The sequence below is a fragment of the Pantoea sp. JGM49 genome (assembly GCF_018257655.1).
In the GTDB taxonomy this organism is placed as follows: domain Bacteria; phylum Pseudomonadota; class Gammaproteobacteria; order Enterobacterales; family Enterobacteriaceae; genus Pantoea; species Pantoea communis.
Genome location: NZ_JAERJM010000006.1, coordinates 119,177 through 134,720, shown reverse-complemented (window position 1 = coordinate 134,720; position 15,544 = coordinate 119,177). Strand labels below are relative to the sequence as shown.

The 15,544-nt window shown below is 53.6% G+C and carries 15 protein-coding genes and 2 pseudogenes; 8 read left to right on the top strand and 9 right to left on the bottom strand.

All coding sequences use genetic code 11. The features are described from left to right. Positions 1-12 precede the first annotated feature (12 nt). Positions 13-1,416, top strand: coding sequence for a H(+)/Cl(-) exchange transporter ClcA (clcA, locus tag JK231_RS12520; protein ID WP_160834153.1), 1,404 nt, complete (start codon positions 13-15; stop codon positions 1,414-1,416). Here the strand turns inward: clcA and JK231_RS12515 are convergent. After that, complete coding sequence (locus JK231_RS12515) at positions 1,413-2,609, bottom strand: L-talarate/galactarate dehydratase (RefSeq protein WP_211728822.1); 1,197 nt, start codon at positions 2,607-2,609, stop codon at positions 1,413-1,415. The two genes, clcA and JK231_RS12515, sit on opposite strands and share 4 nt — an antisense overlap. Positions 2,610-2,810: 201 nt before the next feature. On the opposite strand from JK231_RS12515, the gene JK231_RS12510 reads away from it, so the two are divergent. Both JK231_RS12510 and JK231_RS12505 read left to right on the top strand, forming a co-directional pair. Further along, complete coding sequence (locus JK231_RS12510; RefSeq protein WP_211728697.1) at positions 2,811-3,824, top strand: LacI family DNA-binding transcriptional regulator; 1,014 nt, start codon at positions 2,811-2,813, stop codon at positions 3,822-3,824. A 93-nt stretch (positions 3,825-3,917) separates the two neighbouring features. Next, positions 3,918-4,382 (top strand): heme-degrading domain-containing protein, encoded by a 465-nt coding sequence (locus JK231_RS12505; protein ID WP_034830236.1) that lies wholly within the window; start codon positions 3,918-3,920, stop codon positions 4,380-4,382. Positions 4,383-4,634: 252 nt separating this feature from the next. Here JK231_RS12505 and JK231_RS25525 read toward each other — a convergent pair whose 3' ends face one another. The 6 genes and pseudogenes from JK231_RS25525 to JK231_RS12480 all read right to left on the bottom strand — a co-directional run bounded on the left by JK231_RS25525 (position 4,635) and on the right by JK231_RS12480 (position 8,920). Further along, positions 4,635-5,414 (bottom strand): cytochrome c, encoded by a 780-nt coding sequence (locus JK231_RS25525; protein ID WP_249221698.1) that lies wholly within the window; start codon positions 5,412-5,414, stop codon positions 4,635-4,637. 6 nt (positions 5,415-5,420) lie between these two features. Then, positions 5,421-5,948 carry a c-type cytochrome gene (locus JK231_RS25520; protein WP_249221697.1) on the bottom strand — a complete coding sequence of 176 codons (528 nt, stop codon included), beginning with the start codon at positions 5,946-5,948 and terminating at the stop codon, positions 5,421-5,423. Positions 5,949-5,950: 2 nt separating this feature from the next. Further along, positions 5,951-6,235: pseudogene (locus JK231_RS12495) on the bottom strand (GMC oxidoreductase); the annotation flags it as partial. After that, entirely contained in the window at positions 6,219-6,791 is a 573-nt protein-coding gene (locus JK231_RS12490; protein WP_211728696.1) for a gluconate 2-dehydrogenase subunit 3 family protein, read from the bottom strand. The gene JK231_RS12490 and the pseudogene JK231_RS12495, both read right to left, overlap by 17 nt. Before the next feature lie 273 nt (positions 6,792-7,064). Further along, positions 7,065-7,889, bottom strand: a complete 825-nt coding sequence (locus JK231_RS12485) for a sugar phosphate isomerase/epimerase family protein (protein ID WP_160834149.1) — start codon at positions 7,887-7,889, stop codon at positions 7,065-7,067. Positions 7,890-7,906: 17 nt separating this feature from the next. After that, positions 7,907-8,920, bottom strand: a complete 1,014-nt coding sequence (locus tag JK231_RS12480; RefSeq protein ID WP_211728695.1) for a LacI family DNA-binding transcriptional regulator — start codon at positions 8,918-8,920, stop codon at positions 7,907-7,909. 453 nt (positions 8,921-9,373) lie between these two features. Between JK231_RS12480 and JK231_RS12475 the strand changes: the two genes are divergently transcribed. From JK231_RS12475 to JK231_RS12465, 3 genes and pseudogenes are all read left to right on the top strand, one after another. Continuing rightward, positions 9,374-10,552 carry a Gfo/Idh/MocA family oxidoreductase gene (locus JK231_RS12475; RefSeq protein WP_160834147.1) on the top strand — a complete coding sequence of 393 codons (1,179 nt, stop codon included), beginning with the start codon at positions 9,374-9,376 and terminating at the stop codon, positions 10,550-10,552. An 8-nt stretch (positions 10,553-10,560) separates the two neighbouring features. After that, positions 10,561-11,502 (top strand): annotated as a pseudogene (locus JK231_RS12470) (sugar phosphate isomerase/epimerase). An 87-nt stretch (positions 11,503-11,589) separates the two neighbouring features. Beyond that, positions 11,590-11,940, top strand: a complete 351-nt coding sequence (locus JK231_RS12465; RefSeq protein WP_211728694.1) for a helix-turn-helix transcriptional regulator — start codon at positions 11,590-11,592, stop codon at positions 11,938-11,940. On the opposite strand, the gene JK231_RS12460 is transcribed toward JK231_RS12465, so the two are convergent. Next, complete coding sequence (locus JK231_RS12460) at positions 11,937-12,782, bottom strand: MBL fold metallo-hydrolase (RefSeq protein ID WP_249221696.1); 846 nt, start codon at positions 12,780-12,782, stop codon at positions 11,937-11,939. The two genes, JK231_RS12465 and JK231_RS12460, sit on opposite strands and share 4 nt — an antisense overlap. A 129-nt stretch (positions 12,783-12,911) precedes the next feature. On the opposite strand from JK231_RS12460, the gene JK231_RS12455 reads away from it, so the two are divergent. Further along, entirely contained in the window at positions 12,912-13,793 is an 882-nt protein-coding gene (locus JK231_RS12455) for a LysR family transcriptional regulator (RefSeq protein ID WP_211728693.1), read from the top strand. Here the strand turns inward: JK231_RS12455 and JK231_RS12450 are convergent. Next, a complete protein-coding gene (locus JK231_RS12450; RefSeq protein WP_058962008.1) occupies positions 13,786-14,238 on the bottom strand; it encodes a GNAT family N-acetyltransferase in 453 nt (150 codons plus the stop codon). The two genes, JK231_RS12455 and JK231_RS12450, sit on opposite strands and share 8 nt — an antisense overlap. Before the next feature lie 217 nt (positions 14,239-14,455). Here JK231_RS12450 and sfnG point away from each other — a divergent pair, with 217 nt between their 5' ends. Beyond that, on the top strand, positions 14,456-15,544 hold the full coding sequence (gene sfnG, locus JK231_RS12445) for a dimethylsulfone monooxygenase SfnG (RefSeq protein ID WP_058962009.1): 1,089 nt from the start codon (positions 14,456-14,458) through the stop codon (positions 15,542-15,544).

Sequence of the window (15,544 nt, the reverse complement as noted above, 5' to 3'; positions counted from 1 at the left end):
TTGAGGATCTGCATGTCTGTTTCGCAAAATGCCACTCAGCCTGAGAATACGATGCGCGCCGGGCGCTTTATGCTGCTGCAAAAGCTGCTGCGCCGCGATAAAACACCCGTGGCTTTATTGCTACTCGCCGCACTGGTCGGTGTGCTTACCGGTTTGGTCGGTGTGGCCTTTGACCGCGCGGTGAATTTCATCCTGCATTCGCGCCTGAACTGGCTGGAAAACGCTGCCACTCATCCCCTTTTTAAGGTCCTGTGTGCTTTTCTGGTTTCCGCTGTATTGGGGGCCATTGGTTATTATCTGGTGCGGCGATTCGCGCCGGAAGCGGGTGGTTCAGGCATTCCCGAAATCGAAGGGGCGCTGGAAGAGCTGCGTCCGGTGCGCTGGTGGCGCGTGCTGCCTGTGAAGTTTCTTGGCGGTATGGGAGCGCTGGGCTCAGGCATGGTGTTGGGGCGCGAAGGCCCAACCGTGCAGATCGGCGGCAATATTGGCGGTATGTGTCTGGATCTGTTCCGCGTTAAGTCGTCTGAATCCCGGCATACCTTGATCGCCACCGGGGCAGCGGCGGGGTTATCGGCGGCTTTCAATGCGCCGCTGGCAGGCATCCTGTTTATTATCGAAGAGATGCGTCCGCAGTTTCGCTACAGCCTGATTTCAATCAAAGCGGTGTTTGTCGGCGTGATCGTTTCCAGCATCGTATTTCGTTTATGCAATGGTAATGAAGCCATTATCAACATCGGCCAGTTGCGCGATGCGCCTACCAACACGCTTTGGCTCTATTTGTTGCTTGGCATCCTGTTTGGCGGCTGCGGTGTGGCGTTTAACCGCCTGATATTTCTCGCGCAGGATCAGTTTCAACGATTACATCAAGGCCGCATTGCCGCCTGGGTAATGTGGGGCAGCCTGCTGGCGGGATTGTGTGGTGTGCTTGGCCTGTTTCTGCCTGCTGCCGTGAGTGGGGGGATCACGCTGATTCCCGATTTCTCAGCGGGAAGTTACAGCGCGCTGGCCTTGTTCGGTCTGTTCGCCCTGCGGACATTGGTGACAATTTGCTGCTTCTCTTCAGGCGCGCCGGGCGGGATCTTTGCGCCGATGCTGACGTTGGGCACCTTGCTGGGTACCTGTTTTGGTCAACTGTGCATTCACTGGTTCCCCGGTTATCAACTGGAGGCCGCGACCTTTGCCGTGGCCGGCATGGGCGCACTGTTTGCCGCTTCGGTTCGCGCGCCCTTAACCGGCATTGTGTTGGTGCTGGAAATGACCAACAACTATCAGCTGATTCTGCCGATGATCATCACGTGCCTGGGCGCAACCCTTGCTGCACAGTTCTTTGGCGGCAAACCGCTGTACTCTTCGATTCTGGCACGCACGCTGGCTAAGGCTCAGCTCAGCGGTCACGCCAGCGCAAAGATCCACTAAGGACGTTTACCCACGCTGTGTGTCAGCGTGGTCCAGCGGCGCGTCTGTTCGCTAAGACTGAAGCCGAGGCCGTGACGATCGGAGATCAACATACGGCCGTCACGCAGTTCTAACTGCTCATTGAACAGCGGGTTGAGCCATTCAAAATGCTCCAGCCAGGGTTCGATGGGATAGGCGGCGGCGAGATGAATGTGAATCTCCATCGCGAAGTGTGGTGCCAGTTTACGTCCGTGGCGCGCCGCTAAATCCATTATCTGCAGGAATGGCGTAATACCGCCCACGCGCGGCGCATCCGGCTGCACAAAGTCGCTGGCGTTGCCAAGGATGAGTTGCTCATGTTCACGGAAGCTGGTGAGCATCTCACCGGTGGCAATCGGCGTATCTAACGCGGCAGTCACTGCTGCGTGGCCTTCCACGTCATAGGCATCGAGCGGTTCTTCGATCCACACCAGATTGAATTGCTCCATCTTACGTCCCATGCGAATCGCTGTTTCACGATCCCACTGCTGGTTCGCGTCCACCATTAACGGGAAATCATCGCCCAGTGTCTGACGCACCGCAGTGAGGCGCCGCAAGTCTTCAGCGGTGTTGGGTTGGCCGACTTTGAGTTTGATGCCGCCAATGCCATTTTCACGCGAGATAGCCACATTTTTGATCACCTGATCAAGCGGCGTATGCAGGAAACCGCCCGAAGTGTTGTAGCACTGCACGGAATCACGATGCGCGCCGAGCAGCTTTGCCAGGGGTAATTGGGCACGCCGTGCTTTCATATCCCAAAGTGCAATATCAAACGGTGAAATCGCCTGCACCGCCATGCCGCTGCGGCCCACGGACGCGCCTGCCCACAGCAGTTTGGTGTAAATCTTGTCGATGTCGTTGGGATCTTCACCAATCAGCGCATCAGCAATTTCACAAGCATGGGCGTAAATGCCCTGGCCGCCCGCGCGTTTGGAATAGCTGAAGCCGATGCCCTGAAAGCCGTCACGCGTTTCAATCTCAGCCACGATGATCGCCACTTCTGTCAGCGGCTTTTGGCGTCCGGTCAGCACTTTGGCATCGCTCACCGGTGTCGCCAACGGCAAAAACGCCAACGATAAATTCACCCAAACGATGCGGTCACCGCTCTCAGCAGCGTTCCCGGCTCCAGCTGTTTTGGCATAGCTTACGGCACTGGAATTCACACTCGACATGATGTTCTCCTGTAAATGATTGCGCTAACATTTTTTGGCTAGGAGCAGACTATGCGCCAATAACGTTGAGCTTTAATGCAGAGCCGATCACAGAACGGACAATTCGGGGATTTAAATGATAGCCCTAACATTCTCAGCGTTTTGCGCTGGCTTTGATAGGGCGGCCTGCTATGCTAGCGCTATCTGCTTCTACCCTGAGCCGCCATGAAACTACGCAACCCCGAGCGCAATGCTGCCCCTACGCTGGAAGATGTCGCCCGCGTCGCGGGAATATCGCCGATGACGGTGAGTCGTGCGCTCAATTCCCCGCATCTGGTTCGACCGGCGACTGTCGCCAAAGTCAAAGCGGCAATCAGCGCCACCGGCTACATTCCCAACGCGCAAGCGGGCAGTCTGGCGAGCAATCGTAGTCGCCTGATTGCCGTTGTGGTGCCGCAAATCAATAACAACATGTTCGTGGACACCATTCAGAGCCTGAATGACAGCCTGAGTGCGCAGGGCTATCACATGTTGCTGTGCGTCACCGGTTATGAAGCGGAAACCGAAGCGGAAACCGTAGCCACGCTGTTGTCTCGCCGACCTGATGGCATCGTGCTCACCGGTATTCATCACAGCGCGCAGCTGAAAAAAGTGTTGTTACAAGCCAATGTTCCGGTGGTCGAAATCTGGGATATGACGCCCACCCCCATCGATATGCTGGTAGGTTTTTCCCATGAAAAAATCGGCGCGCGCGTTGCGACCTACCTTGCCGAGCGCGGTTATCAAAAGCCGGGTCTGATATGGACGGATGATCGCCGCGCATTGCAGCGTAAACAGGGTTTGCTGGATGCGTTAACGGCATTGGGCATTAATCCGCTGGTCGACACTCCAGTACAACTCCCGGCGCTAATGGCACGCGGTCGCGAAGCCTGTGCACAACTGCTGGAGCAACATCCAGATGTCGATGTGCTGGTGTGCAGTTCAGACACGCTGGCGCAGGGCGCATTGATGGCGGCGCAGGCGCGTGGTTTAAACATTCCGCAGCAGCTGGCGGTGATTGGTTTTGGCGACCTGGATTTCGCAGCGGCAAATTATCCGGCGATTTCGACGGTCCGCATTGACCGACACCGCATGGGCGAGCTTGCTGCAGAGCAATTGTTAAAGCGCCTGCAACATCAGACGGTGGATAATCCGATAATTGATATGGGATTTACCATGGTGTCGCGTGATTCAGGTTGACCCAAACTGAACTGCGATCTTCATCACATGCGAAAAATATCTTCCATGTTTTAAAAAGTGGAAAATAAATTTCATTTTGAGAGGATCCTATCAATGTCAGCACTGCCTTCATTAGAAACCCTGCTACAGCAGGAAGCTGAGCACCGTTTACCGCAGTTTGATTTCGATTTGGCCTGGCAAATTGGTCAGGGCATTCAACAGCGTGGCCGCGAAATGAATGCGCCAATTGCTATCGAAGTTTATGCTTTTGGGCAGGTGCTGTTTCTGGCGGCGTTACCCGGTTCCGCGCCCGAAAATCTGGAGTGGATGCGTCGTAAACGCAACACGGTGCTGTTGACCGGCCACTCTTCGATGTATGTAGGGTTCGCTAATGAGCAGAAGGGCGAACGTATGGCGCAGCAGCGTAACATTCGCCAGGAAGATTACACCGATCACGGTGGCTCCTTCCCGCTGCTCAGCCCGCAGGGCGCGATCATTGGTGCAGTTAGCATCAGTGGCTTACCTTCTGAAGACGATCATGCTTTAGCGCTGTGGGGAATCAACCAACTGCTGCGCTAATTCCGACGCAATGAGACGTCATCGAGCACAAAACTGGAAAGCCGGTTTAGCGAAAATGTTAATGATTGTTGGATGAGGGGAGTGATACAGAGCGGCCTGTTTTTTAAATTCCGGTGAATGCTTACGGCAGCTCATTGTTGAACCCCCTACTCGTTGGCATGGTGTCCAATTTTCGGAATTCACTTCAGAGCTTGCGCCGCTATTCTTTGCACAGAAAGGAATAGCGGCGCGTTGATGAAAAACGAGAAGCCGTTATTTCGCTGCCGGTACTTTCAGCTTATCTCCCGCATCCGTGGCTTTGCGCAGCGTGGCAACATCGCTGGCTTTCACCTCGGCAGCCTCGTTGCCCCATGAATTGCGCACGTAGTTGAGCACATCTGCCATCTCTTGATCGTTCAATTTCCATGAGAAGGCAGGCATGCCGGCAGACGTTGGGCGTCCTTCGGTGTGCGGTGCGCGCGCGCCATCTAACAGCGCATGGATCATGTTGGTGGGATCATTCTGCATCGCGGTGTTACCCGCAAAAGCCGGCACCATGCCGGTGATACCTTCTCCCGACAAGCCATGGCAGGCTGAACAGTCCACCTCATAGCGCAGTGCCGCCTGATCGTGTTTCGTCTTATCCATCACAAATGCAGTTGGCTTAGCCGTTGCAGAAGCGGGCAGGCTGCGCAAATAGGTGGCAATGGCTTTCAGGTCCTGGTCATTGAAATATTGTGTTGAGTGCTCAACCGCTTCTGCCATCGGACCGGCCGCAACACTCTCCCCGTTGGAGCCGGTTTTCAGGTAATCCGCGATCTGCTCATCGCTCCATTTTCCGATGCCAGCATGAGGATTCGGCGAGATATCAGGTGCATACCATGTCCCTAAGTTGCCACCTTGCAGAAACTGGCTGCTGATCTCTCCTCCTAACGCATTACGTGCGGTGTGACACACACTACAGTGCGCGGGGCCATCAACGATGTACTTACCGCGGTTCCAGGCATCATTCTGCGCACTCTGAGGCTTGAACGCTCTGTTATCAAAGAACAACAGGTTTCACCCTGCCATTGCCAGGCGAATGTTATACGGGAAGTTCATGCCAGCATTTTCATTGATGGCATTTTTCACCGGCTTCTGCGCGGAAAAATAGGCCCAGAGATCGTGCATGTCGGCATCGCTCATCTGCGTATAAGCGGTGTAAGGCATCGCAGGATAAAGGAAGCCGTGTTCGCCGCGTCCCTGACGGACCGCATTAAAGAAATCGTGTTCCGTCATGTTGCCGATGCCGGTTTCACGATCGGGTGAAATGTTGGAGGTTTGCAGTGCACCAAAGGGGGTGTCGATCTTGTAGCCGCCGGAAAAGTCCGCGTTGTGACACGCCGCGCAATCCGCCAGGCGCATCACATATTCGCCACGTTTAATGGCATCTGCGTCACTGCTGTGGAAATCGGCTAACCTGACCTTATCATCAGCCACATTTGAACGTGAGCTGTCCATCACAACCCACATTCTGCCGGTCACGCCAATGGCGGCGACCACGGCCAACGCCGCGAGGGTATAGGTAATTTTCTTTGCCTTCGCCATGATTATGCCCCCACCAGCGGTGCCGGATTATTAATGTACTTCTGGTGGATAGCTTGCGCCGCACGCACCGCCAACGCCCCCACGGTGACTGTTGGGTTGTGGCCGCCATTGTTGGGGAAGGCCGAGGCACCGACCACAAACAAATTATGCGCATCCCAACTTTGCAAGTATGGGTTGAGCGCGGAAGTACTTGGATCGGCACCCATGACTGCGCCGCCAATGGTGTGCGAGCTGTGCTGCATGTAAGGGTTCCAGCTTTTCTCGGCTTGGTTATCGACCACAATGTGCTATGAATCCAAAGAAGGCCTGGCTGTTTACGTCTGCGCCTAAATCAATTTTTCCGTCTTCCATTTTTGTCAGGAAGTCATCAACCTGTTCGGTATTCAGCGCATGGAAGGAGGATTGATATTTTTTTTGTGCCCAGTTTTCCAGCGCTTTTAAACCCGTTAAATAACGTTCCTTTGGTGCGGAGAGAAATTGAGGGCTGCCCATAATTTTTTCTTCGTTTTCAGGATGCAGTGGAGCTTGCAAATAAAGCGCGGCTCCTGAACCGTAATCCCCCGCTAACTGATTATCGAGGAACTCAATACAGCCCGCTTCAGTAGCTGAAGGCCCTAGCTTATCGGCCGGGATTAAACGATCAAAAATGGCTTGTAGATTCTGGCGATCCAGTGGGTTGGTGAGCACCTGGTAACCGTCTTGCCACGCTGGCTGTGGCAAATGGTCGGCACTGAGCTGGGTTTCCAGCGGCACATTGTGCAGCTCTTTGGCGCGCAGTTGCGGTGCCACGGCAAGTGAGGCGACAATACCGCTCAGCGAAAAGAGCGCTTCTCTTCGGTTCATACTTCTCTCCCTTGATCATTCCATCGTCTGATGGACACGGCAGATTAATATTGACAGAGCACGACGTTCCGGACATTCAGACATAGACCGGCCACACGTTAATTAGCGCGCAGCCGTCCACGACGAATCCATGTTCGTTATTATGATTTCTCAGAAAGTATTGAAAGACGTTATGCGCGTGTTGTTAATCAACACGCGATTCCGTAGGCTGGATTTTTCCCGCCATTGCCAAATGTCTTCACGGAAAACCCGTTATTCGGGTCTCCTTTATTTTTAATAAATATATTTTTTCATGTCGTCGATGCTGTGACGGGCAATATCCCAGAGATCATCTTCCCAGTTGCGCGGGCTCAATAATTCCGGTGACCATACGCCGTTGTATCCCGTGGCTTTCACTGCCGCCACCCAGGCTGGAATATCAACATCTCCCTCACCGGGCGCGTAATTGCGCTGGACCCATTCATCCCAGTCTTCGCCCGGATAGGCGGCGCGACCATCACAGAAATGCACACCGTAGATCAAATCCTTGTCCATGCGCGCCACTTCATCCGGTGTGGTGCCACCGCCGGCGTGCAGGTGCCAGAAATCGACCACCACGCCAAGGTTATCTTTGCCACTCTGTTTAATCAGATCCAGCGCGTGTCGCAGTGAATTGAAGGCAGTGAAGGCCACCACCTCTATCTGGAATTTAATGCCATGTGGCTTGCCGATATCGGCGATGGCGCAGAGGTTTTCCAGCAAGATGGCGTCACGTGCGGCGTCTGGCAGATGATCTAATTCGGTCAGCGCCATAATTTGTACCACCGGGCAGCGCAGTTCCACGGCCGCCTGCACCACTTTCTCCGCTTCACGCAGCAGGGCGGCACGTTCTTCTGGCTGGAAACGACCCATCCGCTTCAAAGCATTAATGCAGGTGATCTCAATCTGATACTTCGCCAGCACATCACGATATTTTGCGTAACTGCCGCCGTTATCCAGATAGCGATACAGATGTTCAGGCAGAATCTCCAGTCCGCTGTAGCCTGTTTCGTGGGCGATGCGTAACTGAGTGACGGCATTGCTGTACCAGACAGAAACACCATGCAGTGACAACTTCATCTCTCCTCCTTGTTACCTCAGGGTTTCAGGTGAGAGCGTCGTAAGCGCAATTCTCCCTGAGACCAAACACCACCTGGAGTGGCCTTTCCGTCAATCAAGCGGTTGAGGGCTTCATTGACAATTAAATCCAATCGCTGGCTAAACGTGGTCAGTTGCCAGCTGGACAAACTGGCTTCATCGATATCATCAAAACCCACCACCGCCATAAAACGGTTGCCTGCATGCTCTTTAAGCGCCGTCAATGCGCCGAGTGCCAAAATGTCATTCTCGCAAAACAGGGCGTCAACCCGCTGCTGAGGGGCGTGCGCGTTGAGATAATCACTCAGCACTTCATAACTCCGCTCACGAGAGTACTCGCCTGCAGTGAGCAGTAACTCCAGCGTCAATCCAGCCACCTGGAGTGCCATCTTTAGGCCATCCAGGCGCTGGGTATGATGGCTGCTGGTTTCCGGTCCCATCATATAGCCGATACGGGTGTAGCCCTGTGCCAGCAACAGTTCGCCCAGCTGTTTACCCGCGCGTAAACCGTCTACGTTCACCACATCGATATCGGGCTCGTCATTGTTTCGGCACACCTGCACCAGCGGAATCTGATGCATCTCGCGTGCCACGCTAATCAGTTCGTCGGTTAACACGGTGCCGAGAAATAGCAGGCCATCCACTTGCAACTGATCGGCGAGCGTCAGCACGGCGCTGTAATTTTTTCCGCTACCAATATTCAGCAACAACGCCATATAGCCGCGCTGTTGCAACTGACGCGTAACCATGTCGAGCATCAGCATCGAGTGAGGATTCTTCATCTCATCGATCACCACGCCGATAATGTGCGTTTTCTTCTGCGACAGGCTGCGCGCCAGCAGGTTAGGGCGATAGCCCAATTCTGCGGCGATTTTCAATATCTGTTCACGCGCCTTGTCAGAGATGGATGCACCCGGCGTGAAAGCGCGGGATACGGTCCATTTTGAGACGCCGGCAAGTCGTGCGACATCACTTGCTGTGGCTTTGTGGGACTTCTTTGTTGGTTTATTCATAGCACCTGCGTAGGGATAAAAGGCGGAGTCCCCTGCATTGAACGTGAAAGCCAACTGAAAATAAACACCTAAGCGCAGGCAAATGAGGCAAATGACATTGAATAACCCTGTTTTTATGATGTTACGATTATGTTTGATATTTGCACCCGATTGCAATGAGTTTTGCATTCGGGTGCAAATTTAACGGTTTTTGTGATCTTCTTCGCTGAATTGCATGTTGCCAGATTGACTAAAAAGTCGGCATCGCTGACATTCAGCGCTTGTAAGCACAAGAATCATCCTTTTTATGCCCGATTCTGATGCGATTTGCACTCGGTAGCATCTCTTGAAGTACGGCAGTACGTGCAGTGCAATGGATTCCAGTGCGTGAATAAATAACAAGAATCGGCAATAACAGATAAGAACATTTACCCTCAACCTAATTTGCACCCGGGTGCAAAAACAGGAGTGACTATGTTAAATGGTGAAAAACACATTCCACGCCCGCTCCGCTGGGCAATGATCGGTGGCGGCCGCCTGAGTCAGGTGGGTTATAAACATCGGTCCGGTGCCTTGCGTGACAATACCGCCTACCAGATGGTAGCCAGCGCCTTTGATATTGATGCTACACGTGGGCGCGAATTTGGCGTCAATCTTGGACTTGCGCCGGAACGTTGTTATGACAACTACCAGCAATTGCTTGAGGAAGAGGCAAAGCGTGACGATGGGGTGGAAGTGGTATCAATCGCCACCCCCAATGGCACCCATTATGAGATCACGAAAGCGGCGCTGAATGCCGGTATTCATGTGATTTGTGAAAAACCGCTGTTCTTCACCAGCGCGGAAGCGCAGGAGATTAAAGCGCTGGCAGAGGCAAAAAAGCTCATCGTCGGCGTGACATACGGCTTCTCCGGCCATCCATTGTTGATGCAGATGCGAGCCATGATCGCCAACGGCGAGATCGGCGAAGTGCGTATGGTTGAGCTGCAATATACCCACGGCTTCAGCGCCAATGACAGTGCCGATAAATTTAGCGAAGCACAGAAATGGCGTGTCGATCCAAAAATCGCCGGTCCCTCGTTTGTACTGGGCGATATCTCCACTCACACCTTCTACATCTCGCAGCTGGTGCTGCCGCAGCTGAAAGTCAAATCGCTGCTGTGCGATCGCCAAAGCTTTATTCCCTCACGCGCACCGCTGGAAGACAACGCGATGGTGCTAATGCATTACGACAACGGGGCGGTAGGGCGCATGTGGGCGTCATCGATCAACGCCGGTTCAATGGACAGCCAAAGCATCCGCATTATCGGTTCACGCGCCAGTCTGGAGTGGAGTGATTACAACCCGGGCGAATTGAAATACGAAGTCCAGGGCCAGCCAAATCAACTGATGCATCACGGTATGCCGTATTTGCATGAAAGTGCACTGGCGGATGAGCGTCTGGGTGCATTGCATACTGAAGGCCTGGCCGAGTCCTGGGCCAACATCTACCTCAAATTTGCCATCGCTATCAGTGCCACCCAGCGTGGCGATCAGCACACGCTTGATAACCTGATCTATCCCGACATCAATGCCGGGCTGGAAGGCGTGCGCTGGATTGAAAACTGTGTTCGTTCCGCCGACAACGGCGCGACCTGGGTCAACTACCAATAAGGACTGCCATGAAACTCTCTTTTTGTACCGACAGCCTGGGGCATTTGCCGTTTGAGCAAATGCTGGACAAACTGCTGGAACTGGGCGTTTACGGCGTTGAAATGACGACGGGTGGCTGGTCTTCTGCACCGCATTTGCCGACAGAAGCGTTACTGGGTAGTGCCACGCAGCGTCAAAACCTGCTGAAAGCACTGGAAACGCGTGGGATGTCGATTGCCGCCCTGAATGTATCGGGCAATCCGCTGGATCCTGGTGAACTGGGGCAGAAACATAAACGCGATACCGAGAATGCCCTGGCGTTGGCGGGTGAGTTAGGGGTGAAGAAAATCGTCATGATGAGTGGGTTACCGCCTGCCAGCCCGCATGACACCATTCCCAACTGGATCACCTATACCGTGAGCTGGCCGCCGACACTGAAAAACTGCCTCGACTATCAATGGAATTAAGTGGCGATCCCTTACTGGCAAGGGCTGGTGGCGCGTGCGAAGCAAAGTGGGGTCGAGAAATTTGCGCTGGAGAACTTCAGCTCCATGCTGGTGTGGAATCCAGAGACCCTGTTCCGGCTGCGCAATGCGGTGGGCGACATGGTAGGGCTGAACCTTGATCCCAGCCATTTACTGTGGATGGGCGCCGATCCGATTGCCGCAGCTCGGGCGCTGGGGCCGGCGATTCATCACTGCCATGGTAAAGATGTGCGGATGGAACGGGGTCTGGTCAATATCAACGGTCTGCTGGAAACCAAACCGGTGGAGGATGTGGCAAACCGCGCCTGGAACTACGTTGCTGTGGGCTGCGGCCAGGATTTGCAGTGGTGGAAGGAGTTCTTCTCGGTGGTCCGTATGATGGGCTACAACGACTGGGTCTCACTGGAAATGGAAGATCTCACCATGTCGGTGGAAGCGGGCATCACCTCATCGATTGCCGCGTTGAAACAGACCATCAGTCAGTAGGCGTTGAGCGCGGTGTGCTGCCGCGCTGTACATCCCGCATCCGCTGCCCGATACTTCGTGTTTATACGAACTATCATGAGGCAGCCTATGCTGGAAAATCACCCGCAGCGCGATGAAATCCGTCTGGAAAATGTATTGGCCGCGCTCGGCAATCCCCTGCGCATGAGTGTGGTCGCTATCCTGGCTGAGGGGGGTGAGCACACGTGCGGATCGCTGCTGAAGAGCGTGTCCAAATCCACTCTAACGCATCACTGGCGCGTACTGCGCGACAGTGGCGTCATCTGGCAGAAACCTTCAGGCCGTGAAAACCTCTTGTCACTGCGTCGTGACGACCTGGACGCACGCTTCCCCGGGCTGCTGGACGCATTTCTTACGGCGACCACGCAGGATGGTCTGACGCGTGGCACCGTCAACGACTTTCACAGCTCAGCGTCTTAATCCGTTTTTGGCCGCAACAGATAGCCGGAGCGCACATCACCCTCAATATAGCCAAATGCGGATGCGCCAAAGTGCATGCCTGCTACCCGCGTTTTGTCCCTTGAAACCTGTTCGATAATCGCTTTGCGCGTGGTTTCAGCCAGTGCCGGATCGTTATCAAAGGAAATGGAAACGTCTGGTCGGGCTAACTGGATATGCGGGTAATGCACAATATCGCCCCAGATCAGTAGACGTTCATTGTCGGAATCAATCAGATATCCGGTATGCCCCGGCGTATGGCCTGGCAGACTGATAGCCTGGATATCCGCAGTGATATTATCCTGCTCAATCAGGTGCAGGCTGGGCCGATAGGCCTCGAGCGTACGACGCACCAGCAAGGCATTTCTCTGAGTGCGTTCGTTGGCTGTTTCAAGCTTTTCATCATCCCGCCAAAATGCCGCTTCAGCCGTAGAGAGATAATGTTGCGCATTAACAAAGGCAGGTTGACCGTTGGCTGTTAGTAAGCCGCCAATATGATCGGGATGGCAATGCGTGAGCAACAGAGTATCAATGGCGTCGGGGTTAACACCCAGCGCTAACAGATTAGGCTGCAATTCCCCGCCAATATGATTGACGGCGCCCATGCCGCTATCAATCAAGATCGTGCGTCCTTCACCGCGAATCAGATAACAGTAAATATGAATATCACCCGGCACATCGATACCCGATTGCGCTTGAATTGACTCTGCGCTGGGGATATCAATGCCGGAGAGCAGCGTAAGGCTGGCTTTCATGGTGCCATCACTGATAGCCGTGACCAAATAGTGACCCACGCGTTGTGAGGAGAAATGTTTGACCATCATTACCGCCTTTGTTCTTCACCGAAAGAGAAAACGCTGTTTAATCATTAAGCTGCATCAGCAATGAAATATTGCAGGGAACCGGCGGGTGTGACTATCATCCTTTTCGACTGAGTTGAGACCGAAAAAGCTGTGGACATTAAATTATTGCGATCTTTTGCTACTGTGGCGCTGCTGGAACATGTCGGTCAGGCGGCGGAAAAGCTGCATATCTCGGCATCCCCGCTGAGCAGGCAAATTCAACAACTTGAGAGTGAACTCGACGTCACGCTGTTTCATCGTGAGAAAAAGCGTCTGCGATTGACGGAAGCAGGGCGAAAATTTCTGGATGAGGTCACGCCTTTTCTGCAACATCATGCGCGTCTCACCGATTATGGCCGCAGCCTGACGCAGACGGCCAGGGGGCGTCTGGATATTGGTTATGTTGAGGCGGCGATACATTCGCGCATACTGCCAGATGCCATTGCCCGGATTGATCAGCAAAGCGGCACCGCTATCCATCTGCACGCGATGCGATCCCAGCAACAACGCGAATTACTTGAGGAAAGGGCGCTGGATGTAGCGCTACTGCATACCCCTCCCGAAAAGGGCGACTGGTTTTTGCAGAAAAAAGTGCTGACGGAACCGATTCTGTTAGTCATGCCAAAAGCACAAACCATCGCTACACCCACACCGGCAGATTTACAAAAACAGCGCTGGATAGCCGATCATGCGCACCTCAATCCAGCTGCGCGCGCCCGCTTACTGGCTGCATGTGAGCAAGCGGGTTTCCAGCCGGATATTACCTTTGAGGTGAACGGGCCGCTGGCTGCCCTGGCCTGCGTGGAAGCGGGCCTGGGGTTTACCTTCATTCAACAAAGCCTGGCGAGTCGGGTCGCAGATACCGTTTCACTGGTGATGCTGCCGTGGTTACCGCTGGAGATAACCTTATATGCTGTGTGGCGGAAGGACGATAACAGGCCGCAGATTCGGGAGTTTATTGACGCGCTACCGAGGAGGGATGCGCTCACTTAGTCGCGGCAATGAGCTGTAGCCGATGCGTGCTGATATCCTGATCCGCTAAGCAATGAAAACCCAACCGTTCATAGAAGGAATACGCTGCGTGCGGTGCATGGGTATTGATCAGAGCAAAATGGATGACCGCATCCTGAATGATCTGTTGCAGTAACAACGTTCCCAGCCCCATGCCGCGATAACATTGACCTAAATAGAGATGACGAACCCTGCCAGCCCGACAATTTGTCATGAATGGGTCCTGATTCAGCCCGCCAACACCAATCAGTTGATGGCATGAAAACAGCCCCAATAGTTTTTCGCCAGGGAGATCGAAACAATTGGTGCCGTTGCGCCAATTATCATCGAGCCTGCGAAGCATATTGAAACCCAGGTCGATGCTCTCCGCTTTGAGTGACGAAAATCCGGGGACATACGGGGTGATGGTTTCAACGCGCAGATTCAATTTCTTCTCCTCTCACTGTTGCAATGGCGACGGGCGTTTTACAACGGCTGTTGTATTTGCAACTTCTCACCCGTTAAGTAACGCTCCCATCTCAATAAAATCAACTGCTTAAATTCATGAAAATCTGGCACAGCTGCTGCATTACCCTTTATATATCGAAAAGATAGAACTTGATTGAAATTCATATTTTTAAGCTATATATCGACAGGAGAAGCCGATGTCAGATAAGAAACCCCTGCAATTTGCGTACTGGGTGCCCAATGTGTCCGGTGGATTGGTGATCAGTCAGATTGAACAGCGCACCCGTTGGGACGCGGAGTATAATCGCGAACTGGCAAAAATCGCTGAAAAGGCAGGATTCGACTATGCCCTGACGCAGATCCGATTTACTGCCGGATACGGTGCAGATAACCAGCATGAATCGGTGACCTTCTCACAGGACTTGCTGAGCCATACCTCAACGCTCAAAGTGATTGCCGCGCTGCTGCCCGGCCCATGGAATCCCGTGCTGGCCGCCAAGCAGATCGCTACCATCAGCCATCTTTACGGTCCACGCATTGCCGTTAACATTGTCAGCGGCTGGTTCCGGGGCGAATTCAAAGCGATTGGCGAACCCTGGCTCGATCATGAAGAGCGTTACCTACGGTCTGAAGAATTTATCCACTGCCTTAAAGGTATCTGGCGTGAAGACAGCTTCACCTTTGCCGGAGACTTCTATCGCTTCCGCGATTACGCATTAAAACCCAAACCTCTTTTACCTTTACCTGAAATCTTCCAGGGCGGCAGTTCCCGTGCAGCGCGTGATATGGCGGCACGCGTGTCGGATTGGTACTTCACCAACGGCAATACGCCGGAGGGCGTTCAGCAGCAAATTGAAGACATTCAGGTGAAAGCCATCACGCAAGGACATCAGGTTAAAATTGGTTTAAACGGTTTTGTCATCGCCCGCGATACAGAGCAGGAAGCACAGTCCGTCCTGCAGGAAATCATCGCCAAAGCCAATCCGGATGCCGTTAAAGGTTTCCAGCATGAAGTAAAAAACGCGGGAAGTGCGTCACCGGAAGGTGAGGGCAACTGGGCAAAATCGTCGTTTGAAGATCTGGTGCAGTATAACGACGGCTTTAAGACCAATTTAATTGGCACCCCACAACAGATCGCTGAGCGCATCATGGCGTTGAAGCAGGCAGGCGTCGATTTATTGCTGCTGGCCTTTTTGCACTTCCATGAGGACGTTGAGTTCTTTGGCCGCGAGGTGATTCCGCGAGTGCGTGAACTGGAACGTCAGGAAAGCCGGGTCTCCGCCTGA

Excerpts from the sequence above, each read along its gene's own strand:
- JK231_RS12505 (WP_034830236.1), top strand. The coding sequence starts at position 3,918 with ATGTCAGCACTGCCTTCATTAGAAACCCTGCTACAGCAGGAAGCTGAG.
- JK231_RS12485 (WP_160834149.1), bottom strand. The coding sequence starts at position 7,889 with ATGAAGTTGTCACTGCATGGTGTTTCTGTCTGGTACAGCAATGCCGTC.
- JK231_RS12480 (WP_211728695.1), bottom strand. The coding sequence starts at position 8,920 with ATGAATAAACCAACAAAGAAGTCCCACAAAGCCACAGCAAGTGATGTC.
- sfnG (WP_058962009.1), top strand. The coding sequence starts at position 14,456 with ATGTCAGATAAGAAACCCCTGCAATTTGCGTACTGGGTGCCCAATGTG.
- JK231_RS12475 (WP_160834147.1), top strand. The coding sequence starts at position 9,374 with ATGTTAAATGGTGAAAAACACATTCCACGCCCGCTCCGCTGGGCAATG.
- JK231_RS12460 (WP_249221696.1), bottom strand. The coding sequence starts at position 12,782 with ATGATGGTCAAACATTTCTCCTCACAACGCGTGGGTCACTATTTGGTC.
- JK231_RS12465 (WP_211728694.1), top strand. The coding sequence starts at position 11,590 with ATGCTGGAAAATCACCCGCAGCGCGATGAAATCCGTCTGGAAAATGTA.
- JK231_RS25520 (WP_249221697.1), bottom strand. The coding sequence starts at position 5,948 with ATGGCGAAGGCAAAGAAAATTACCTATACCCTCGCGGCGTTGGCCGTG.
- JK231_RS12510 (WP_211728697.1), top strand. The coding sequence starts at position 2,811 with ATGAAACTACGCAACCCCGAGCGCAATGCTGCCCCTACGCTGGAAGAT.
- clcA (WP_160834153.1), top strand. The coding sequence starts at position 13 with ATGTCTGTTTCGCAAAATGCCACTCAGCCTGAGAATACGATGCGCGCC.
- JK231_RS12490 (WP_211728696.1), bottom strand. The coding sequence starts at position 6,791 with ATGAACCGAAGAGAAGCGCTCTTTTCGCTGAGCGGTATTGTCGCCTCA.